The organism is Undibacterium sp. TJN19 (assembly GCF_049339485.1).
Lineage (GTDB): Bacteria > Pseudomonadota > Gammaproteobacteria > Burkholderiales > Burkholderiaceae_D > Undibacterium.
On record NZ_JBMPPL010000001.1, the window covers coordinates 1,793,324 to 1,815,958 of the forward strand.

16 protein-coding genes are annotated in these 22,635 nt (G+C 49.8%); 9 read left to right on the plus strand and 7 right to left on the minus strand.

Annotated features, from left to right (window positions below; translation table 11 throughout):
• Window positions 1-323: 323 nt before the first annotated feature.
• The 3 genes from ACO0LH_RS08120 (at window position 324) to ACO0LH_RS08130 (ending at window position 6,597) form a co-directional block, all read left to right on the plus strand.
• A complete protein-coding gene (locus ACO0LH_RS08120; RefSeq protein WP_422940529.1) occupies window positions 324-956 on the plus strand; it encodes a response regulator in 633 nt (210 codons plus the stop codon).
• A 438-nt stretch (window positions 957-1,394) separates the two neighbouring features.
• Window positions 1,395-4,814, plus strand: coding sequence for a DUF4214 domain-containing protein (locus tag ACO0LH_RS08125; protein ID WP_422940530.1), 3,420 nt, complete (start codon window positions 1,395-1,397; stop codon window positions 4,812-4,814).
• A gap of 82 nt (window positions 4,815-4,896) precedes the next feature.
• A complete protein-coding gene (locus ACO0LH_RS08130) occupies window positions 4,897-6,597 on the plus strand; it encodes a DUF4214 domain-containing protein (protein WP_422940531.1) in 1,701 nt (566 codons plus the stop codon).
• A 72-nt stretch (window positions 6,598-6,669) separates the two neighbouring features.
• Here ACO0LH_RS08130 and ACO0LH_RS08135 read toward each other — a convergent pair whose 3' ends face one another.
• Both ACO0LH_RS08135 and ACO0LH_RS08140 read right to left on the minus strand, forming a co-directional pair.
• Window positions 6,670-7,626 (minus strand): TerC family protein, encoded by a 957-nt coding sequence (locus ACO0LH_RS08135; protein WP_422940532.1) that lies wholly within the window; start codon window positions 7,624-7,626, stop codon window positions 6,670-6,672.
• 3 nt (window positions 7,627-7,629) lie between these two features.
• A complete protein-coding gene (locus ACO0LH_RS08140) occupies window positions 7,630-8,316 on the minus strand; it encodes a Bax inhibitor-1/YccA family protein (protein ID WP_422940533.1) in 687 nt (228 codons plus the stop codon).
• 161 nt (window positions 8,317-8,477) lie between these two features.
• Here ACO0LH_RS08140 and nhaR point away from each other — a divergent pair, with 161 nt between their 5' ends.
• A complete protein-coding gene (nhaR, locus tag ACO0LH_RS08145) occupies window positions 8,478-9,389 on the plus strand; it encodes a transcriptional activator NhaR (protein WP_422940534.1) in 912 nt (303 codons plus the stop codon).
• 66 nt (window positions 9,390-9,455) lie between these two features.
• Here the strand turns inward: nhaR and ACO0LH_RS08150 are convergent, their stop codons facing one another.
• The 4 genes from ACO0LH_RS08150 to def form a co-directional block, all read right to left on the minus strand.
• A complete protein-coding gene (locus ACO0LH_RS08150) occupies window positions 9,456-10,022 on the minus strand; it encodes a FlgO family outer membrane protein (RefSeq protein ID WP_422940535.1) in 567 nt (188 codons plus the stop codon).
• Window positions 10,022-10,699 (minus strand): hypothetical protein, encoded by a 678-nt coding sequence (locus tag ACO0LH_RS08155; RefSeq protein ID WP_422940536.1) that lies wholly within the window; start codon window positions 10,697-10,699, stop codon window positions 10,022-10,024. The genes ACO0LH_RS08150 and ACO0LH_RS08155 overlap by 1 nt, the downstream gene beginning before the upstream one ends.
• Before the next feature lie 206 nt (window positions 10,700-10,905).
• A complete protein-coding gene (fmt, locus tag ACO0LH_RS08160) occupies window positions 10,906-11,871 on the minus strand; it encodes a methionyl-tRNA formyltransferase (protein ID WP_422940537.1) in 966 nt (321 codons plus the stop codon).
• Window positions 11,871-12,395 (minus strand): peptide deformylase, encoded by a 525-nt coding sequence (gene def / locus ACO0LH_RS08165; protein WP_422940538.1) that lies wholly within the window; start codon window positions 12,393-12,395, stop codon window positions 11,871-11,873. Before def ends, fmt begins: the two co-directional genes overlap by 1 nt.
• Before the next feature lie 160 nt (window positions 12,396-12,555).
• Here def and ACO0LH_RS08170 point away from each other — a divergent pair, with 160 nt between their 5' ends.
• The 5 genes from ACO0LH_RS08170 to ACO0LH_RS08190 all read left to right on the plus strand — a co-directional run bounded on the left by ACO0LH_RS08170 (window position 12,556) and on the right by ACO0LH_RS08190 (window position 21,055).
• Window positions 12,556-13,653: a LysM peptidoglycan-binding domain-containing protein gene (locus tag ACO0LH_RS08170; RefSeq protein WP_422940539.1), complete on the plus strand. Its 1,098-nt coding sequence runs from the start codon at window positions 12,556-12,558 to the stop codon at window positions 13,651-13,653.
• Window positions 13,654-13,686: 33 nt separating this feature from the next.
• Window positions 13,687-14,787: a DNA-processing protein DprA gene (dprA, locus tag ACO0LH_RS08175; RefSeq protein WP_422940540.1), complete on the plus strand. Its 1,101-nt coding sequence runs from the start codon at window positions 13,687-13,689 to the stop codon at window positions 14,785-14,787.
• Window positions 14,788-14,962: 175 nt separating this feature from the next.
• Window positions 14,963-15,427: a DUF494 family protein gene (locus tag ACO0LH_RS08180; protein ID WP_422940541.1), complete on the plus strand. Its 465-nt coding sequence runs from the start codon at window positions 14,963-14,965 to the stop codon at window positions 15,425-15,427.
• A gap of 165 nt (window positions 15,428-15,592) precedes the next feature.
• A complete protein-coding gene (locus ACO0LH_RS08185) occupies window positions 15,593-18,187 on the plus strand; it encodes a DNA topoisomerase III (protein ID WP_422940542.1) in 2,595 nt (864 codons plus the stop codon).
• 105 nt (window positions 18,188-18,292) lie between these two features.
• On the plus strand, window positions 18,293-21,055 hold the full coding sequence (locus tag ACO0LH_RS08190) for a DUF1631 family protein (RefSeq protein WP_422940543.1): 2,763 nt from the start codon (window positions 18,293-18,295) through the stop codon (window positions 21,053-21,055).
• Here ACO0LH_RS08190 and ACO0LH_RS08195 read toward each other — a convergent pair.
• A complete protein-coding gene (locus ACO0LH_RS08195; RefSeq protein ID WP_422940544.1) occupies window positions 21,052-21,972 on the minus strand; it encodes a cation diffusion facilitator family transporter in 921 nt (306 codons plus the stop codon). The genes ACO0LH_RS08190 and ACO0LH_RS08195 overlap by 4 nt on opposite strands.
• Between the last annotated feature and the right edge of the window lie 663 nt (window positions 21,973-22,635).

The window sequence follows — 22,635 nt, forward strand, 5'->3', positions numbered from 1 at the left end:
GAATCTCAAATCGGCGCAAGAAGGCATAAATTATACGTCAAATCAAGGGCTTGGGTGTATGGCTGTGTTGTAGTGTGCTTACCTGCACAGCAGATGCAATATTGAATCTTGCATTTTTAAAAAGACAAATATCTCTTTGAAACCTTGCGTTTTGATGCATCAATTCTTTTTCTTCACAGTCATCAATCATCGCTGTGCCAGTTTTTACTTGCCTGAAATGAATACGCGCTGCAATATCCCGATTGTTTTAATTAAATTAATCATTGAAGGCTGCAAGTGGACAAGTTTTGGACTGATGTGTACCTAGCCGGATTTAAGTTCAGATGACAATCGCCGCACTCATCATTGAAGATCACCCCATTTACCGGGATGCTTTACTCATATTCATGCGCCAAATTCTGGGCGATTCCCTGGTGGCAGCCGTTACTTCTACGGAAGAGGCACTGGTACAACATAGCATGTATGGCAGCTTGCGACTGATTTTGCTTGATCTTGGCCTGCCGGGCATGAATGGCGCGGAAGCGATTCATTCTTTACGCCGCCACTATCCTGCGGCGATGATCGTCGTGGTTTCAGCTTCTGAAGACCGGCGTGAAGTTGACGCCGCACTGCGTGCCGGTGCAAAAGCGTTTATTTCAAAAGCGGTTTCTACCGATATGATGGCCGGTGTAGTCCGTAAAATTTTGGCAAATGAAACACTGGAAACCAACTGGATCACCCTGCGCGGCAAACAGGCCAATAAAGAAGAACCCCTGCTGGAATTGACACCCAGACAGCAAGAAACCCTGATCTTGCTGTGCCAGGGTTTGTCCAACAAGGAAATCGGATTACGTCTGGAACTGGCCGAAATCACGGTCAAGATGCATGTGACTTCGATATTCCGGGTACTCAATGTAGTCAACCGCACCCAGGCTGTATTGGCTGCACGCCGTCTGGGCTTGTACACGCCTGACTAGCATGACCCAAACCGGTTTCGCCTTTATCGAGATCATCAACTTATCAAATTTGCAGCCTGGTCTGCGGCTTATTGCCGCTTGTCGCCACTTCTCAAGGCGGTATGACCTAACTTGTTTGCAGACATGCTTACAAGTATGTAAAAAATTGTTACAATTCGTTTCAATACGAGTTCCTGATCAGGCCAGTTAATCACTGACATCCCCGGTATCAGCTCAGTAAACATTTCCCAATTCATCCCATAACTGGTTTGTGCTTGGACAGCGTGTGGCATCGTCAAGATGCTTCATCTCCCGCACTATGAATGAAATGTTAGCAATTTGCATATGTAAAAATGAATGATTCTTTTTGGTTCAAGCCTTTAAGACATCATCTTGCCGTCATAAAAATTTAGTAATTTATTAATATTTGAAAATCACTTAGTTAGAAAGTCTGTCTTAATGGGTATCAACGCCAGCACCATACAAAAACTTTATATCGCGTATTTCAATCGTCCGGCTGATGTCGCTGGCTTGCAGTATTGGGAAGGGCAGCTGGATGCCAATAAAATCTCGCTGCCCAGTTTGGCACAGTCCTTCAGTGAACAAGTTGAATATAAAAATACCTATGCGGGTAAAAATACCGCCGATGTCATTACCGCTTTATACAAAAATCTGTTTGCCCGCAATCCTGATGCAGATGGTTTGAAATATTGGGTGGGACAAATAGACGCTGGCAGTGTGAATATGGGTACGGCTGCGCTGGCGATATTAAATGGTGCCACGCCACAAAGCCAGGATGGTAAAACGATAGACCTCAAGCTGAGCTTTGCCAGCAACTTTACTGCCAGCCTCGATACTGACGCCAAGATCGCCAGCTATACATCTGCATCCAGCTTTGAATCCATGCGCGGCGCACTCGCTGCAATTAACGCCAATGCGGCATTGGGACCAGTGAATCTGACCAGAGCAGTGACCATCGCTGAGGCAGCCAATGGCATCAACGCTGCTGAAAAGATGGCGGGCATGGACGTTCTGGTCGATTTGACTGGTGTTGCGGTGCAGGCTGGTTACCGGATAGAACTGATGAATGGTAATGCATCGTTTGCCACTCCGGTTGTGTACACCTTGAATGTCACCGATGTGTTGAACCAAAAAGCCAGTGTCAGGATACCGGCAGGTGCTGACTGGGGTGCTGACGGTGGCAAAACCATAGGTGTGAAAATTTCTGACCTCAACGGAAATACCGGGAAAATTGGCGGGCAACTCAGTGTGCAACTCGATACAACGCCACCTGTTGCGCCTGTATCTGTGGGCCTTGACGTCGCGTATATGCATACTACGCCAGGCTCTGCGGGTTACGACGCCGTGACAGAAGTACTGCACGTCAGGCTCGCTGATGGGCAAACAGCAACTGGCAAGGCGAGCCTGCAATTGGGCGGTGTCACCATCTCGACACTGGATTTGGGCAATTTGAACGGCACTTCCTTGGATTTCAGTTTTGATACAGCGACAGGCAAGCGTGTCTATGACGGATTTAAAACCGATAAAAACCTGAGTCTGGTCATTGCTGACCAGGCCGGTAATTTTGTGCAAAGCAATTTGTCCCAGATCACGTCGACAATCAGCCACAAACCCGTAGATGCAGCCAGGAATATCAGTATCGTGCCTGTGGGCGGGACGCTGAGCAACAATGCGCTGAACAGCAGCAATACCAATCTCATGGTGGATGCAGAGGTCAATGCCAAAACCGCGCTGAACAATGCAGAGTTATTGCTCAATGGTCAGGTGATTGCACGCGCCACGGCTGATCAGATAGTCGATGGAAAAATTCATTTCGATTTGCATAGTAGCAGCAATGCTGGCCTGCAATCCCTGGTTACCGGAAGCGGTTTTCTTTCAGTCCGTGTGTGGGATTATTTTGGCGAATCCGCGATCAGCGAAGGCAATCCGATACTGAATGTCAGTTATACGGGAATAGCTGGCGGTGGCACGACATCATCAGGATCTGGCAATACCAACTCAACATTGAACGCTCCTGCAAACATCAAAATCACTGCTGTAGGTGGCACTACTGGCAATAATACGCTGAACGCAAGTAATACCGATTTGATCGTGGATGCCAGCATCATTGCAGGCCAGGCAACTGGCGGTAAGGCTGAGCTGAAAATCGGCGGCAAGCTCATCGCCGTGGATACGGCAATCAATGCGGCAAAGAACAGCCTGCATTTCGATCTGGGCACTGGCAGTGCCCAGGCGTTGCAATCCATAGTCAATGCTGGTGGTGTGGTGACAGTGGTACTGACCAATGCAATGGGACAGGCTATCAGCAGTACGGACAACCCGACATTGATCGTTGATTACACGCCGCAAGCGATAGCTACGCCTATGAGTATTGCCGCGGCGACAGATGGAATCAATGCGCAGGAAGTGGCTTCGGTGATTGACGTTCAGATTGATCTGAGTGGTCTTCAAAATGCGCAGGATTACTCAATAGAATTGCTGAAAGACGGTTCTTCTTTCAGCACACCAGTAAAACGTGTCATCACTGGCGCAGAGGCAGCAGCACATAGTGCCATATTAAGTATTCCCGCCGGTTCTGCCTGGGGTAGTGATGGTAGCAAGGCCCTGAGCCTGAAACTCAGTAATTCGATAACTGGCATCAGCAATATTACTGCGAGTAGCAATGTTATTGTGGACACGACGCCACCTGCGCCGGCCAGTCTGGTGACCTATGTTTCACAGGTCGTCAGAAATGGCATTTATGAAGTGGAATTGACGATCCCGGCTGGGCAAATGACTGGTGGCAAAGCTGTGTTAAAAGGTTCCACGACGACCTATACGGACAGCAGTATTTCAGCAACAGATACAAAAGTGACGTTCACCGTACCCGAAAGTGTATTGGCTTCAGCCACATTTAATGGTGGCATGGATTTCTTTTTATATGATGCAGCAGGTAATGTCACACCAGGAAATATCTACAGGTTACCGCAAAACTATATGACCGTTGGAAGTACTCCGCTGAATGCACCAACCAATATCAAATACTTCCCAATTGGTGGAAACGTTGTTGCAGATACGATCAATGCCAGCAATACCAGCTTGCGCGTGACGGCAGATATCACGCCTGGGCAGGCAGTTGGCGGGCATGCTGAATTAACTTTGGCGGGTGGCCGTAATTATGTTTCCGTCGTAGACAAACAGATACTTGCAGGAGATACCACGGTCACTTTTGAGATCACCACCGATAGCCCGTTTGCCTTGAAGTCCTTGCTTGCTGGCACCGCGACCTTGACGCCATATTTGTACTTGTATGATGCGAATAACAACACCATTCAGGGCGCCTCTATCCCCTTGCTGAAAACTGCCTACATCGATGGAGAAGCCATCGTCGGCGGCTTATCTGCCCCCACTTCCATCAAATTAACCCCAATCGGCGGCACCATCACGCCAGTGCAAGGCAATGTCATTACCTTGAATGGCAGCAATGTGGGTTTCACTATCGATATTGGTATTGTTCCCGGCCAGATTACCAATGGCAAGGCCGAATTATGGATAGGCAATAAGCTGGTATTGACCAGTTACACCCCAGTGGGTGTGTCAGACAGCACAGTCGGCATGGCGAGCTGGAGCATTCCGCAGAATGCATTGACGCCTGGTTACCTGCAGTCAGTATTGCCTTCGGGTGGTGACCTGGTCATCAAGCTTTACGATCAGGTCGGCCACATGGTCAGCAGTACTCCAGGCAGTTTGAATGTCGTGACCAACTATGCATCCCAGACAGGGTATGCCAGTCCGGATGGTGGTGTCTCCCTGAATCATATAGGCATTATCGGTCAGTCTGTTCCCATGCACCACGCAATGGATCTGATGATCGCCTGATCTCTTGGCCAAAAACGGACTTAAAACATCAACTCTCCAGCAGCCTGATGACACGAGGGCTGTTTAACCAAAGGTAAATCATATGGGTATTAACGCCAGCACCATACAAAAACTTTATATCGCGTATTTCAATCGTCCGGCTGATGTCGCCGGTTTGCAGTATTGGGAAGGACAACTGGATGCCAAGAAAATTTCTCTCGTCAGCCTGGCACAGTCGTTCAGCGAGCAAGTGGAATATAAGACCATGTATGGTGGCAAAAATACTTCTGATGTCGTCACAGCTCTGTATAAGAACCTGTTTGGCCGTTCTCCTGATGCAGATGGCTTGAAATATTGGGCTGGTCAGATAGACGGAGGTATGGTGAATTTGGGAACAGCCGCTCTGGCGATTGTGAATGGAGCGACACCGCAAAGTCTGGATGGGGCCACGATAGATAACAAGCTTACTTTTGCCGCAGGCTTTACTGCTAGTCTTGATACCGCTACAAAAGCAGGCAGCTATAGCTCTGCCAGCACATTCGAGGTCATGCGTAGCATACTTTCTGGCGTGACGGCGACAGGTAGCTTGCCGACGCTGACTGCGAGCAAACAGGTCAAAATCGCTGATGCGGCCAATGGAATCAATAAAATAGAGAAACTCGCAGGTATTGATGTTGTCGTCGATTTGACGGGTGTCCAGACTTACACTGGCTACAAGGTGGAGTTGATGAATGGCGATAATTCATTCAGTACGCCCGTGACGCATGTGCTGACAACTGATGAGGCGAACACGCATAAAGCAGTGATCACTATCCCGGGTGGTAGCAACTGGGGAGACGATGGGTATAAATTTATCGGTGTCAAAGTGACGGATATTTTTGGAAATACTGGTAGCGTAGGGGGACAACTGGGGGTGGTATTGGATACGGCACCGCCATCCTTGCCTTCTTCCGCTTTTTACGTACAAAAATGGATTTATGATCCCAAGACTTTGTCAGACACATACAAGCAGATAAAAATCGTTTTTGACAGCATTCAATTCAATATCAGAGCAGGTGAAAACACGGGTGGCAAGGCAGCAATACAATTGAAGGGCTTGACTGTAGCAACTGACAACACCATCAATGCGACAGACACCACACTAGACTTTTCTTTTGATACAGTTCTGGGCGCGCAGCTCAACGATAGTTATTTTACCGCGCCCAACTATGGCGGTGACATCAGCCTGGTGATTACGGATGCTGCCGGGAATAACTTGGTCTATGGTTTCAATAGCTATAAGGTTAGCCACACATTTAAATATGTTGGCGGAACACCCGCAAGCAATATTTCGATTATTCCCGTCGGGGGAAATATTGTTGCCAATACGATTAACAGCAGCAATACGAACCTGCTGGTAAGAGCGACCATCAATCCCTTGGAATATCTGTTTAAGAAAGCCATTCTGAAAATTAATGGTAGGGAGGTTGCTTATGATGACACTATATTCAGCTCGGATACCACGGTTGATTTTAATTTGGGATCATCCTCAAGCGCACAATTGCAGAGTATTATAAAAAATGGCGGTGTGGTTTCGGTGACAATGATAGACCTCAATGACAAGCCAGTAGAAAGCATTCTCAATCCTACTTTGCTGACCAATTTCACTTCAGCATCTTCACAACATGACATATTGATATTTAGCGGTCCAGTGCAGCTTGCTGCTGATCACGCGTCCACGTCAGAAGTGATGGCCTTAGTGACGCCTGTGACATTGGTAGGTCAAACACATCAAGTGCAGAACCTGGAAGTCATATCTGCCTGATGCAAAAAAGGCACATCACGATCTTGCTGTGATGTGCCAAAGGGACTGGTTACGTAAAACTGATGCGTGTGCTTACTGGTTTTTTTTGCGGCTGACAAACAGGCTGGCAAGTATGGAACTGCCAAGGAGGCCGCCGATGACCAGCAGCGACACGCTGGTGGGTACATGCATCCACTTGACGATCAGCATCTTGATGCCGACAAACATCAGCACAAAGGCCAGGCCAAACTTCAGCAGGTGAAAGCGGTCTGCCATATCGGCCAGCAGGAAATACAGCGCACGCAAGCCCATGATTGCAAAGATGTTCGATGTGAAGACGATGAAGGGATCAGTCGTTACCGCAAAGATGGCCGGTATCGAATCCACTGCAAACACCACATCCGATATTTCTATCAGGACCAACACCAGAAACAGCGGCGTAAATAAACGTTTGCCGTTTTCTTTGATGGTGAATTTTTCATCGTGAAAATCTTTGCTGAAGGGCAGTAGTTTTTTAGCCAGGCGCAAGACGGGGTTTGCCTCCAGATCAGGTTCCTGTTCTGCTGCCACCAGCATGCGAAAGCCGGTTACCAGCAAGAAAATCCCGAACAGATACAGTACCCATGAAAATTGGGTCACTACCCAGCTGCCTGCCAAAATCATCATGATGCGCATGACTATGGCACCCAGCACACCGTACAGCAAGACCTTGCGCTGGTATTGAGCGGGTACGGCAAAGTGACCAAAGATCAGCAGGAATACAAAGACGTTATCCACCGACAGTGATTTTTCTATGACGTAGCCCGCCAGAAATTCCATGGCTTTGGCTGTTGCGATGTCACGACCTACGGTATCGGATAAATAAATCCACAAACCAAAATCGAACAACAAAGCCAGGCTGACCCACACCAGTGACCAGACCGCCGCTTCCCTGACGCTGACTTTGTGGGCGCGCGAGCCGCCAAGGGCCAATACGTCCACTGCCAGCATGGCCAAAACAAAAGCGATAAATACTGCCCACATCCAGGGCTGGGCGACGGAATGCAACATGAATTATTCTTTCTCTACTACGCCCAGCAAATGCAAGAGGCTGCTGAACAGGTTATAAATCGTCACATACAGGCTGACGGTTGCCATGATGTAGTTGGTTTCACCGCCGTGGATGATATTGCTGGTTTCATACAAAATCATGCCTGACATCAACAACACCACTACAGTAGAAATAGTCAGCGACAAAGCCGGGATCTGGAAAAACATGGCAGCCAGACTGGCCACGAAAGCCAACAGCATGCCAACCGCCAAAAAGCCGCCGATGAAGCTGAAATCGCGTTTGCTGATCAGTACATAGGCAGACAAAGCCATAAAAATCACACCGGTCATGGCCATCGCTGTCATGACGATCGTGCTGCCGCCGGGCATGCCCAGATAACGGGTAAGCATAGGGCCAAGGGTGTAACCCATAAAGCCGGTCAGGCCAAACACTGCGGCTATACCCCAGCTGCTATTTTGTAATTTGGTGGTGGCAAACAGCAGAGCAAAATAACCGACTATAGTCAGCAGGACGCCGGGGCCGGGAATGGCGAAGGCAACGGTAGCGCCAGCAGTCAATGCTGAAAACAATAAAGTCAGCGACAGCAACATATAAGTATTGCGCAAGACTTTATGGCTGGCAGTGCTGCTGCTGTCCATATAGGTCACGGTTTGCGCATCACGCGCAGCAGTGCGGTTCAAGATTTTCATACTTTTTCTCCTGAAATGTTGAAGTCATTCATACTGAATGGAATGGCCTCACCTTCTCAACAGAAGGTAGCAATAGTGTAGTTCTTGCAGATAAACAATAAAAGTCGAATATAATTGAAAATAAGATCGTAAAAACCGATGTATTTTCTATCTGAAGACTTATGCCCGCCCTTAACTACAAGCACCTGCACTATTTTTGGATGGTGGCAAAAGCAGGCAGCATTGCCCGCGCGAGTGAGCAATTGCATATCACACCGCAAACCATCAGCGGGCAACTCAGCCTGTTCGAAGAAATCCAGGGTGAGGCCCTGTTCCGTAAAAATGGACGTAATCTGGAATTGACCGAGGCTGGACGACTGGTATTAAGTTATGCCGACGACATCTTTGCCCTTGGACAGGAGCTGGAAGAAGTCTTGCACCACAGGCCTACCGAGCGTACCGTGCAACTGCGTGTCGGCGTGTCAGATGCCTTGCCAAAAACCGTCGCTTACCGTTTGCTGGAGCCAGCCCTGAAATTGCCACAAACCTTGCGCATCAATTGCCGCGAGGGCAAGCTCGAAACCTTGCTGGCTGACCTGGCCACGCATAAGCTGGACGTGGTGATGTCGGATAGCGCCATGCCAGCCAGTGCCAATGTGCGTGGCTACAGCCATTTGCTGGGGGAATGCGGTATCAGTTTCTTCGGAAAGCGCAGTTTGCTTGAGCAGTATCCTCAGCGCTTTCCTCTGAACCTGGAGGGGGCGCCCTTCTTGCTGCCTGGCGAAGATGCGGCCTTGCGCTCGCGCTTATTACAGTGGTTTGATCAGCAAGATCTGCATCCACGTATCGCAGGTGAATTTGATGATAGCGCTCTCATGAGTGCTTTTGGTCAGGCTGGCGCGGGGTTTTTTGCCGCCCCCACGGTGATCGCCGATATGCTCATGCGCCAATATGATGTGCAGTTACTGGGTCAGACAGATGATATCAGGGAACAGTTCTACGCCATTTCCATACAGCGTAAATTGACACACCCCGCAGTATTGGCGATCAGCCGGGCGGCGAGCAGTGACCTGTTTGCTCACATAGGGGGATGACCAGCATAAAAACAAAAGGCGACAGGTTTTAACCTGTCGCCTATGCGTGTTTGTGCTTATGTCAGATTAACGACGACCCAGCAAAGCCTTGATGGTTTTGTCCATGGGTACAGCGTAATCAACAGTGCTGATCACCACGTTATCAATCGGACGTATCAGTTTCAGATTAACGAAAACCAGTTTGTCGCTTTCTGCATAAGTACCCACGATGACAGCCTGGGCACTATGGTTTTGGGCAACGTCCTTGATTTCCCTGGTCAGCAAAAATTCGCCAACATTCTGTTTCATGAAGACTTTCTCACGAAACTTCATTTCTATCATCTTGTAGCCGTTACGGGTGAATTGCCCGGATACATGCTCAGCAACGATACGGCCAAAAGGAGAAGATTCTTCTAGCGTATTGATATTTGCCAAAGTCGCAACGATCAAGGGGCGCGATGGATCCAGGTTCAAACCGGCATTGCGGATCAACGCTGTTGCCGCGCGCTGATTGGCGGGAATAAATTCATTTGCTTCAGCGTCTTTCCAGGTCGGTACAGGCGCACTGGTTACTGGAGCATTATTGAACCCCATACTCGAGCAGGCACTGAGTGCGACTGCTGAAGTAATTATGAGTGCTAATTTCTTCATCATTATTGACCCCCAACGACGCGGAAATTGAAATCGGTTTCTTTATTGTAAAGTGTCCAATCCCAGTCAGAGACATAATAAGCATCGGTACGACGCGCAATAAACTGTGAATTCTTGACCAGTGATGTGGTCACGATCAGTTCATGTCTTGGCGTTGCACCTTTGGCGTATTCCTGATTCACCCAGCTGGTCCAGTCATAGGCCGCAGCCAGGCCTAGGCCACCGAGTACGTAATCGGTTTTCACTGGTATGCCCAGACCGTGTATGGCCGCTATGCCAGCACCGATCGCTGTAACGCTGACGAAACGCTGGTTTTGGTGGCGGTTTGGCGCAAAACGCACCAGTTGTGTTTCGATATCAATGACTTGTGCTGTGCCATCATTGGTTCTTCTGACTGTCACGCCCTGATTAACCAGTGCAGTAATGATTTCAGTATAGAAGGCCTGAGTAAAAGCACTGTTTTGCTGAGGTGGCAAGACATAGACCGGTGCGCCGATTTTATCGGTACCGAGTTTGATTTGTTCTGCTACATCTTTTGCGATCAGGAGCCAATGCGACGCCGCTTGCAATTTATTTTGCGTGGTCGTCGGGAAATTGCCAGCTAACGGCGTTTCGCTGTACTTAGTTGCACAACCTGCCAACAGCGCGGCTGCCAGGGCAATGGGAAGAAGTTTCTTCATGAGCTCACCTTTTTTAGGTCTTTGTCAGTGTTTTTGTTATCGAAAACAATAATGGCAATAATTCAGTGTAAGAGAATACAACAAGTAGCGGTAAGCAACAAAGATTTTGCTTGCAACCAGGCATTAATTGGACTATTTCCGTCTATATAACGCTTAGACCAGCCTGTAAGTCGCAAACTTGTAGCTTTTTTGCTTCACTTTTTACATTAACTGAAGAGGTCACCTTCAATTAAATTAAAGCCTTGCAGAAAATCTGCCGCAGCCAGCCGCTTGCCTCCGGGTTTTTGCAATTCAATTAATTCTAACGCACCTTGCCCACAGGAAACCACTATTCCTTGCGTTGAGTTGGCGGCAAGAATTTGACCTGGTAGTGATTTTGTTGTTTTATTGTCAAATTCAACAGGTCGGGCATGCCAGATTTTGATGGAATTGTCCGCATAAATGGCATGGGTGCCAGGAAAGGGGTTGAAAGCCCGTATCTTGCGTGCCAGTACATCCGCAGGCAACGTGAAATCCAGCGCTGCTTCGCTTTTGCTGATTTTGGCTGCATAGTTCACGCCCGTTTCCGGCTGTATGGTGGCTTCCAGCTTGCCCTGTTCCAATCTTTTCAGCGCTTCAACGATCATTTCGCCACCCAGTTGCGCCAGTTTGTCATGCAGGCTGCCGGTAGTGTCGGTCTCAGCGATCGTTACGCTTTGGCTCAGGAGCATGGGGCCTGTATCGAGACCCTGCTCCATTTGCATGATGGTAATGCCGGTTTCCCTGTCGCCTGCTTCTATCGCCCTGTGTATGGGCGCTGCACCACGCCAGCGCGGCAATAATGAACCGTGAATGTTCAGGCACCCCAGCGGGGGAATACTCAGTACAGACAAAGGTAATATCAAGCCGTAGGCAGCCACCACCATGACATCATGGGGTGTTGCCTGTAATAGCTGATGGGCATCCTGAGCAACTTCAGGATATTTGCCATCCAGACGCAGAGAGATAGGTTGCGCAACCTGAATGCCTTTTTGCAAGGCAAATTGCTTGACGGCTGAGGCATGCAATTGCAAGCCGCGCCCAGCTGGGCGATCAGGCTGGGTCAGTACCAGTGGAATTTCAAAACCAGCGTCATGCAGCGCTTGCAGGGCGGTAGCCGCAAATTCCGGCGTACCGGCAAAAATGACGCGCATCAGCTACCTGTCCGTTTGCGTTGTTCTTCGCGCTCTTCTTTCAGCATTTTGGTCTTGATGCGGTTACGCTTTAAGGGCGACAGGTATTCGACAAATACCTTACCTTTCAAATGATCCATTTCATGCTGTATGCAAACTGCCAGCAATTCAGTGGCATGGATTTCGAAAGCCTTGCCTTCGGCATCAAATGCACGCACCTTGACTTCGGCTGGTCGTTCTACGCCATCATAAATACCCGGCACAGACAGACAGCCTTCGTCGTATATTTTCTTTTCTTCGCTGGCCCAGAGAATTTCAGGGTTGATGAAAACCTGCAACTGGTCATTGGTTTCAGAAACATCGATCACCACCAACTGTTCATGCACGTCAACCTGGGACGCGGCCAGTCCGACACCAGGGGCGTCGTACATGGTGGCGGCCATATCAGCCACCAGCGTCTTCAGGCGTTCATCAAATTGTGTTACCGGTTTTGCCACTTTATGGAGGCGCGCGTCGGGATAGCGCAGTATATTTAGTATCGTCATAAGACATTTCACAACAAGCCTTGGGACTTATTGCGCAGTTTTTCTTGCTAGTTCAAGGATTTATGGGCAGAATTTGATTCAATTTGGCAAGTTTTGCAAGATTGCGCTTGCCTGCGCGCGTAATTTGCGCTGTCGCAGTATTTTGCATCGGATATTATTCATGAAAAAGTTTAGCACAATCGCCTCCATCTTCGCAGTCAGCTTACCTTTGATGGCAACTGATGCACTTGCCGCAGGCGGGCAGGCGACCACGGCACAGGCGCAAGCCGTTGCCAGTAGAACCAAATGCGAGTTCTTACCGGATGCACCTGATAAACACGAAGTAGTCCGCGGCGACACGCTGTGGGGTATTTCTGCCATGTTCTTGAAAAATCCATGGTGCTGGCCAGTCGTCTGGGGCATGAATCAGGAAGATATCAAGAACCCGCATTGGATTTATCCGGGTCAGATCGTCTACTTTGACCGCGTCAATGGACGTTTGCGCCTGGGTAATCCTGGCGGCATACCAAAAGTGAAATGGACGCCAAGATCTCGTGACCGTGGCCTGGGTGATGATGCGATACCGGCAATTCCAGCTTCTGTGATAGAACCGTTTTTGTCGCAGCCATTGATCGTAGAAAATAATGAACTGGCCTCAACGCCGCGCATTATTGGCACCAAAGAGGGACGTGTTAACCTGGGCCAGGGTGAAAAAGCCTATGTGCGCGGCGACCTTGATGGCAGTACATCCTTCCAGGTATTCCGCCCTGGCACGCCTTTGCGCGACCCGGAAACTAAGGCTATCATTGGCTATGAGGCCGTTTATCTGGGCACCGTCAAGCTCGACAAGGAAGCCGGCGACGAAGGCGATGTCCATACTTTCCTGGTAGTCAACTCTAAAGAAGAGATGTCTGTTGGTGATCGTTTGATGCCGATACCGCCTTCCCCTATTCTTAATTATGCGCCGCATCCACCTATCGATGAAGTCGATGCGCGTGTCGTGTCTGTCTATGGCGGCGTCACAGTTGCAGGACAAAGTCAGATTGTCACCATCAATCGCGGCAAGGATGATGGCCTCAATTTGGGTACTGTGCTGACCCTGTATAACTATGGCCCGACGATTGAAGATAAAACTGACAACAACCGCAAGGTTAAATTGCCTGATGAAGCGATAGGTAATTTGTTCATCTTCCGCGTATTCAGCAATATTTCTTATGGTCTGATCATGCAAGTCACCGACTCTGTGAAAGTGGGTGATGCAGCCAGATCGCCAAAATAATAGGCAAGATTAATTATATTGGCGGGTCTGGACTTGGATTTAGCTAGCTGGCTCAGGCTGGAACAAACCTCTGGTGTGGGCGGCGAAGCTGCCCGCCATCTATTGGCGCGGTTTGGTCTGCCGGATCAGATTTTTGCGGCCAGCCATGCCGCACTTTGCCAGGTGGTTTCTGAAAAAAACGCCAGAGCCTTACTGGCCCCGCCTTCAGAGAGCCTGGCAAGGCAGATAGAAAAAACACTGGAATGGTGTGCTCAGCCTGGCAATCATGTCCTGACACTGGCTGATGCAAATTATCCGCGCGCCTTGCTGGAAATCCCCGACCCGCCAATACTCATCTATGCCAAAGGCCGTCTGTCCTTGCTTGATGCCACCACCATCGCCGTGGTCGGTAGCCGCAACGCCACCGTTCAAGGCATTAAAAATGCCGAAGAATTTTCTGCCAGCCTCAGTCAATCTGGCCTGACCATCAGCTCAGGTCTTGCGGCGGGTATTGATGCGGCCGCCCATCAGGGCGCACTGCGTGGCAAGGGGTCAACCGTTGCCGTTATCGGTACTGGTGCTGACATTGTCTACCCCGCACGTAATCGCACTCTCGCACACTTGATTGCTGAAGAAGGTTGTATCGTTAGTGAGTACCCACTTGGCATGCCGGCGATCGCGTCTAATTTCCCCAGACGTAACCGCATTATTTCCGGTTTAGCCAAAGGAGTGCTGGTGGTAGAAGCTGCTGCGCAATCCGGTTCACTGATTACTGCACGTATGGCTGCCGAACAAGGACGTGAAGTATTTGCCATCCCTGGTTCTATTCATTCTCCTTTATCCAAGGGTTGTCACCAATTGATACGCCAGGGCGCCAAGCTGGTGGAGTCTGCTCAAGATATATTGGAAGAGCTGCAACTGCAAATATCGCTGCCCTTGGCAAATCCGCTAGCAAGCCCCATATCTGGAGCAGCAACTTTGGTTGCTTCAGAACATGCCATACTGAAGGAATTAGGTTACGACCCGATGCATATGGATATTTTGGCAAGTCGAACAGGCATTGATATTGCCAGTCTGAATGCCCAATTGCTGAATCTGGAACTGGATGGTCAGCTGGAATCTTTGCCTGGAGGCTTGTTCCGCCGGCTAGGTTAAGCGGCGCTGCACTGTAAAAACTGAATTGGCTTACACTATGTCAATATTTTGGGGTCAAGCAAGCCAGAGTTTGCCAAAGAAGAATAAGGCTGATCTGACTCTATTGCAAACAATTGCTATCCGGCTTGCTTTAGTGGGGCTTGTTTGAAACCGCAGCAAAGGCTACAGTAGCAGTATGTTTGATATTCTTGTTTATCTTTACGAAACGTATTACCGCCCGGATGCTTGTCCCGATACCGCTGCGTTGACAAAAAAATTGTCTGCAGTGGGGTTTCCCGAGGATGAGATTTCGGAGGCACTTGACTGGCTCACTGGCTTGGCCATGACGTCGGCAGAGCCAGCGGCTGCGCCACAAGTTTCCAAAGGTTTCCGGGTTTACGCTGAACAGGAAATCGCTGTTTTGGGTAGCCCTGCGATTGGTTTCATCCAATTTCTGGAATCAGCGGGTTTGCTCAACTCGCTTCAGCGTGAAATTGTGATCGAAAGAGCATTGGTAGTCAATGAATCTCCAATGCCCCTTGATAAGCTGCGCATCATCGTGCTGATGATGTTATGGAGTCAGGGCGCAGAACCAGACATGCTCATGTTTGATGAATTATTGTTGTCAGATGACGACAGCGTCACACGGCTTTTGCACTAATCATTTCCTAAATGGAAGATTTGTGGCAAAAATCGCCTGTTGATTGCCGTTTTTAGCCTTTCACGTTTATCATTCCCCGCTAATTTAGGTTAGTCTTACGCTTATTTTGCAAAATGTTGCCTATTCGACATTGGTGACACTACAGTAACTATCGAGAATCCCGAAATGACAAAAACGCTCATCATTGCCGAAAAACCCTCTGTCGCTAATGACATAGCGAAAGCATTGGGTGGCTTCACCAAGCATGATGATTATTTTGAATCAGATAATTATGTGCTGTCTTCGGCAGTAGGGCACTTGCTGGAAATAACCGTCCCGGAAGAATATGACGTCAAACGTGGCAAATGGAGCTTCACGCATTTGCCTATGATACCGCCGCATTTTGCCCTGAACCCGATCGCCAAGACCGAGTCCCGCCTCAAAGTGCTGAACAAGCTCATCAAGCGCAAGGATGTCACTGGCCTGATTAACGCATGTGACGCGGGCCGCGAAGGGGAACTGATTTTCCGCCTGATTGCTCAAAATGCCAAGGCCAAGCAGCCAGTCAGCCGTTTGTGGTTGCAATCCATGACGACCGGTGCGATACGTGAGGGTTTTCAGAAATTGCGTAGCGATGCTGAAATGATGCCTTTGGCAGATGCGGCGCGATGCCGTTCTGAAGCCGACTGGCTCATTGGTATTAACGGCACACGCGCCATGACTGCCTTCAATTCAAAAGAAGGCGGCTTTTACCTGACCACGGTCGGGCGTGTGCAAACGCCAACTCTGTCTATCGTGGTTGAGCGCGAAGAAAAGATCAAAAAATTTGTTTCCCGGGATTTTTGGGAAGTGCGTGCGGAGTTTGTCTGCGCAGCTGGTATCTATGAAGGGCGCTGGCAAGATCATCAGTTCAAGAAAGATGAGCTTGATCCAGAGAAAAAAGCAGAGCGACTGTGGAGCAAGGCCGCCGCCGACTCCATCGTTGCCGCTTGCCGGGGTCGTCAGGGCGCCGTTACTGAAGAATCCAAACCTGCGACGCAAATAGCGCCTCCTCTGTTTGATTTGACCAGCTTGCAGCGTGAGGCGAATGCGCGTTTTGGTTTCTCTGCCAAAAATACGCTTGGACTGGCGCAAGCCTTGTATGAAAAACACAAGGTACTGACTTACCCGCGTACTGACTCGCGTCATTTGCCGGAAGATTATCTGCCCACTGTCCAGGAGACACTGGGCAATATTGCCGAAAGCAATAATTATCACCAGTTCGCTTCGCAAATCCTGAAAAATAAATGGGTCAAGCCGAACAAGCGCATTTTTGACAATACCAAGATCAGTGATCACTTTGCGATCATTCCTACAGGCCTGGCACCAAAGAATTTGTCGGAACCTGAACAAAAATTGTATGACTTGGTGACACGCCGTTTCCTGGCTGTGTTTTTCCCGTCAGCAGAATTTCAGGTGACTACGCGTATTACCGAAGTATCCGGCCATCAGTTCAAGACTGAAGGCAAGGTCATGACCAGCGCGGGCTGGTTGGCAATCTACGGTAAAGACGCGCTGGAAGAGAAAGACGGCGAAAGCAAGGGCACTTTGGTTGCGGTTGCCAAGGGTGAAAAAGTTCAGACGGAACAAATTACAGCCAATGGCCTGGTCACCAAACCACCCGCACGCTATAGCGAGGCAACCCTGTTGTCCGCGATGGAAGGTGCGGGCAAACTGGTCGATGATGGCGATTTGCGTGAAGCCATGGCTGGCAAAGGCCTGGGTACACCGGCCACCCGTGCTGCCATCATTGAGGGTCTGCTGACGGAGAAATACTTGCTGCGCGAAGGCCGTGAAATGATGCCTACCGCCAAGGCCTTCCAGTTGATGACCTTGCTGCGCGGCCTGGGAGTGGATGAGCTGACTTCGCCAGAACTGACCGGTGAGTGGGAATATAAACTGTCCCAAATGGAAAAAGGCAAGATCAGCCGTGAAGAATTCATGCGCGAAATTGCCCAGATGACCCAGATCATCGTCAAGCGCGCCAAGGAATACGATAACGACACCATACCAGGTGACTATGCCACTTTGAAAACACCGTGTCCGCATTGCGGTAGCGTGGTGAAAGAAAACTATCGCCGCTTCGCTTGTACCAAGTGTGAGTTCTCCATGAGCAAAACACCGGGTAGTCGTCAGTTTGAAGTGGCCGAAGTGGAAGAGTTATTGAGCAAGCGTGAAATCGGGCCTTTGCAGGGCTTCCGCTCCAAGATGGGACGTCCATTTGCCGCGATTTTGAAAATCGTGCCTGATGCCGACCATAATAACCTCAAGCTGGAATTTGACTTTGGCCAGAACCAGGACGAAGGCGAAGATGGCGAGCCGGTCGATTTTTCCACTCAGACTTCATTGGGCCCCTGCCCGAAATGCGGCAGTGGCGTGTACGAAATGGGTCTGGCATATGTGTGCGAGAAAAGCATGGCCAAGCCCAAGGCTTGCGATTTCCGCAGTGGCCGTATCATCTTGCAACAAGAAATACTGCCGGAACAAATGGCCAAATTGCTCAATGAGGGCAAGACGGATTTATTGCCAGGCTTCATTTCCCAGCGTACCCGTCGTCCGTTCAAGGCTTTTCTGGCCAGGGGCAAGGATGGCAAGGTCAGTTTTGAATTTGAAGAGCGCAAGGCAAAAGCTCCTGCTAAAGGCAAGGCCAAAGCTGAACCTGATGCAGAAACCAAAACAACAGCCAAAGCAGCACCGGCACCGGCAAAGAAAGCTGCCGTCAGGAAGAAAAAGGCAGCTTGAGTTGACTGGCTACCTGAGTCAGGAAGGGCATTGCCTGCCTTTTTCCTGACAATCAGGTAATTTCAGCGTATTGTTTGAAAGTGTTCTTCTCGTAATAGGATGCACATGGTCGCAAACGAGTCCTTGTCCAGCACTCGTGCTGAATTTGCTCATGCATTTCACAATGCAGTAGAAGGCATGATGCCTGCTGCGCTGGAAGCCTTGTTTTCCAAAGCATCTGCTAGCGGTATTTCATCGACAGAGCAAAGACGCATCCTTAATGCGCGCACCATCCTGCAAGAAAAACGGGCTGAGATCCTGCAGAACCTGCTGCTGAATATGGGGCAACTGCTGGATCGCAGTCTCGGCACGGCATACAGTACCTTCCGCCCCGCTTCTGCGCTGGATCATTCAACAGAACTGGCATTGCTGGATTCTTCCACTTTCGAAAGCACTTTGCGTTTCAATGAAATGACGCAAAACTTTCGCAACAGGGCAGAGCAGTTAATCATCGATCTGAATATACGGATTGCCGTTTTATTTGGGCAAGATGATATCCGTGAACGTGAAAACCCGTTTCGCCCCTACCTGGTGTCCCGTTGTATTTTTCTGGCGATAGAAAGCCTGCGGCTTTTGCCAGAGCTGGAAGCAATCATCATCGAACAGTTGGGCGAAAGCCTGGCCAGTGGCATGCCCAGTGTTTATCAGGCAGCCAACGCAGCCCTGGAAAAACAGGGCATCAGTGCGCATCTGTCACTGAAAATCAGCAAGGCACCTGAAAAACCAGTGGGTCGTACCCCCGGCGGGCAGAATCAGGCTGCTTATTCTTCCATGCAGACTGGGGTTTTTCCTGGCGCACAGGCAGCTGGGCAGGGAGGCGGCGCTGCGGCAGTTGCCTCTGCAAGTCACGGTTTTGCCCAGCAAAGCCCGGTGGTCCGTCTTGAACAATTGTTCCACTCTGTCCGTGGCAGGGGGAATGCTGGCGCGCCTGCGCCGGTCAGCAGTGGGTCGGGTAACGCAGGTCTTACTGGCATGGCACAAGAGATGATACAAGTGCCTGCAACCTTCGCGGCGATGGCTGCTGCTGTCATACCGGCAGCAACAGCATCTCCGGTTTCAGCATCTTCTGGCCCGAGCTGGTTAAGTGGCGCAACTGCGCTGGGCGGTGCTTTACGCCGCGCATTTGGTGAGATTGCTGTTGCAGGCAATCAGTATCAAACCAGCACTGACGAAGGCGCTTTGCCCTACACTGGCAGCACGCCTGGCGCAAATCATGATGCTGGGGCCAGTGGTACAGCAACAGGTGCTGCACCGGCTCGTAACATCTTCAATCCACTACCTGCCGGGCACTCTGGCGGTGACACCGTGCAAGTCCCTGCGGCTTTCGTCGCGGAGCAATTGCAAAAAATTGCAGGCCAGGCCAGGCATGGCATCGAAACAAATCTGGCCGGTGAAGCAGTGCCAGGTTTACTCAAGGTGTTGGGGCAAATGCATAAGGTCATGACGCCTGACAGTGCCGCCATGACCGATGAGCGGGATGAAATCCGTAACCTCATACGCGAACACAAAGACGCCTTGTACAGCCTGGCCAAAGATGCAGATGAACAGATGACGATAGATATCGTCGCCATGCTGTTTGAATTCATGCTCTTTGATGAGCTGGTTCCCTTTGCCATGCGTATAGAACTGGGTCGCCTGCAATTCCTGATACTGCAACTGGCGTTGAAAGACAAACATCTGCTGACCGATGGCAAACACCCTGCACGCCTTTTATTGAACCGCATTTGCTCAATTGCTTTCAGTACTCAGCAGCTTCACGATACCGATGCCCAGGCCCAGGTAACAGAAGAGATTTCTCGCATCATCAAAACCCTGTTGCGTCATGACAGCGAAGTGCCTGAACTGTTTTCCCGCATACAAAACCGGTTTGAAACCTTCATTGCCCGCGAGTTGCGCACCTATGACCCGCATATACGGCGTACTGTCAAAGCCATAGGTGAAGCAGAAATCCGCTTCACGCGGTTTGCCTGTATCAGCGCAGAAATGGCAAAAGTGTTACCGCCTTTGGGTATCGATCCGTATTTTCGCGATTTTTTCAAAAACGACTGGGTTGCGGCGATAGAAATTGCAGAGCGCACTGATGCCATACAGGCGCGCCGTTATCGTCTGCTGGTGCCGGACTTGTTGTGGAGTGTATTCGCCAAGCCCGAAGGGGATGAAAGAAACCTGCTTTCTTCCATGTTGCCTGTCATGCTGGGCACCTTGCGTCACGGGCTTGATCTGATAGGCTGGGAAAAAGAAAGGCAGCAAAAATTGATGAACTGGCTGGCAGATGCGCACGCAAAAGCCCTGCGCCCACCAGACAGCAAAAAGCAGCACAACATCAGCCTGCCTGTCATGCATGAGCTGTTTGAACAGTTCACCAATCAGACCGACACGGTAGAAAATTCGGAAATTCAGGATCATGAATTTGCCCGGGCGCAATTCCTGGTAAATGTGCTGGCTGAATTAAGCTTGCCCGCCAGGATTCTGGATGCCGAACTCAAGAAGCAAAAGAGTTCTGTTGATGACAGCATTGCTGTCGAAGTACAGCGTACCGGTCAGGATGAGGAACAGTACCTTGAACGCATACTCAGTGGTGTGTTGCTTGACTTTAAGCTTGGCTCCTATAAGGGGCGCGCCTGCGTACGTTGGGTCAATCCGAATATAAGCAATGTGGTACTGAGTATGGATGGTGAAGAGTTTCCCGCCATACTCAGCATACGCAATCTTTGTGAATTCCTTGCCAGCGGCAAGATACGCTTCGTCGAAAGTGAACCCTTGTTTGAGCGCGCCATCCATGCGCTGCTCAAATCGGCTGACGCGATGGATAATGCGGGCGCGGCTTAATCGTCGCCACCGTCTATATCCGGCTCAAAGAAACACCATTTCGCTTGCGGCCATTTGCTTTGTATGCCGTCTTCCACCTCATTGATGGCATCAATCAGTGCCATGTCAGAACCTTGTGCGCGCATCTTTGCCTGTACCGCAATCATTAACTGCTCACCCCATTGCAGGGTAATCAGATTGATCACATGATCGACTTGCGGATGTTCTTCTATATGTGCACGTATGGCAGCATTGACCTCCGGCGCTGCCGATTCACCAGTAATCATCGCTTTGACTTCCCTGACCACGAAAAAAGCGACCGTCATCAGTAAACAGCCCACGATGATGGAGCCGACTGAATCCCAGATCGGGTTCCCAGTCACTACCGACAGGACAACAGCAATAAACGCCACGGCCAAACCAGCCAGCGCAGCAATATCTTCACCCGCTACCACCATCAATTCAGATTGGCGTGTTTCACGGAACCATTGAAAGAAAGACTTGCCCAGTGCAATCTTGCGTATCTCCACCATTGCGCCGTACAAGGAAAAACTCTCCAGCAATACCGATACACCCAATACCAGCAAGGCGACGATGGGGTTTTTCAAAGGTTCCGGATGCTTCAGGCGTTCCAGCCCCTCCATGACAGAAAACGCACCGCCCAGAAAAAACAGCAAGAGAGCCACCATCATCGCCCAAAAATACACCACACGGCCATAGCCCATCGGGTGCGCCGCATCAGGTGGCCGTTTCGCTTCCCGTAAGCCTATTAACAAGAAGATCTGATTGATGCAATCGGCCAGAGAGTGAATCGCCTCCGCCAGCATTGCGCCAGACGCAGTAAAGATAGCCGCGACAAACTTCGCAATGGCAATCCCGCCATTTGCCCCCAATGCATAAAATATTGCCTTGGTCGAACCTTCTGAATTTGCAGACATGAAAATTAAGGATAGTGGGAAAAATCTAACCTTACTTTATATTCATACAAATAATCAATGAAGCGACGACGATAAATCGATTGAGAGGCACTAATAAGCAAATAGACTGCTGTGGTCAGCCTGTACGTCGCAAGAAAGATAACATCCACCCCTCACTCCTGAGAAGGCCGGAGCTCTGCGCCTTCCGTGGATCAGTTGGGAACTAAGTAAAGAAACAGAGTAGGGCGCGCTGTTTCCTCCCCCTATGCGCAGGCGCCCAAATCAGAGCCGTGTGCGTAGCGCGCCGTACTAGAATAAAGACCTCCCAAAAGAACCCCGTAAATAATTTAGTGCAAAGGCTTGCAAAGAGTAGGAAAGGTTTGCTATAGTTCGCCTCCCGCTGAAGAGCGGGGTGAGGAAGTGAAGCAAAGCTGGAGTCTGAGCGGGGGAGTTAAGAACTGCGGAAGGCTGGAAGCTGTGAATAGATTGCAACGGTTTGGCTGGTTCGAAAGAACGAGATAAAACGAAAAGAGTTGCAGGTGTTGACAGCGGAAAAAAAGTGCTTCATAATCTCGTTTCTCTGCTGCTGACGCACACAACGCTGCGACGCAAAACTGGGTAAATAAGTAGTCCGGTTGAGTAGAAAAGATTTTGGTTCTTTAACAATTAACAGTCAATAAATGT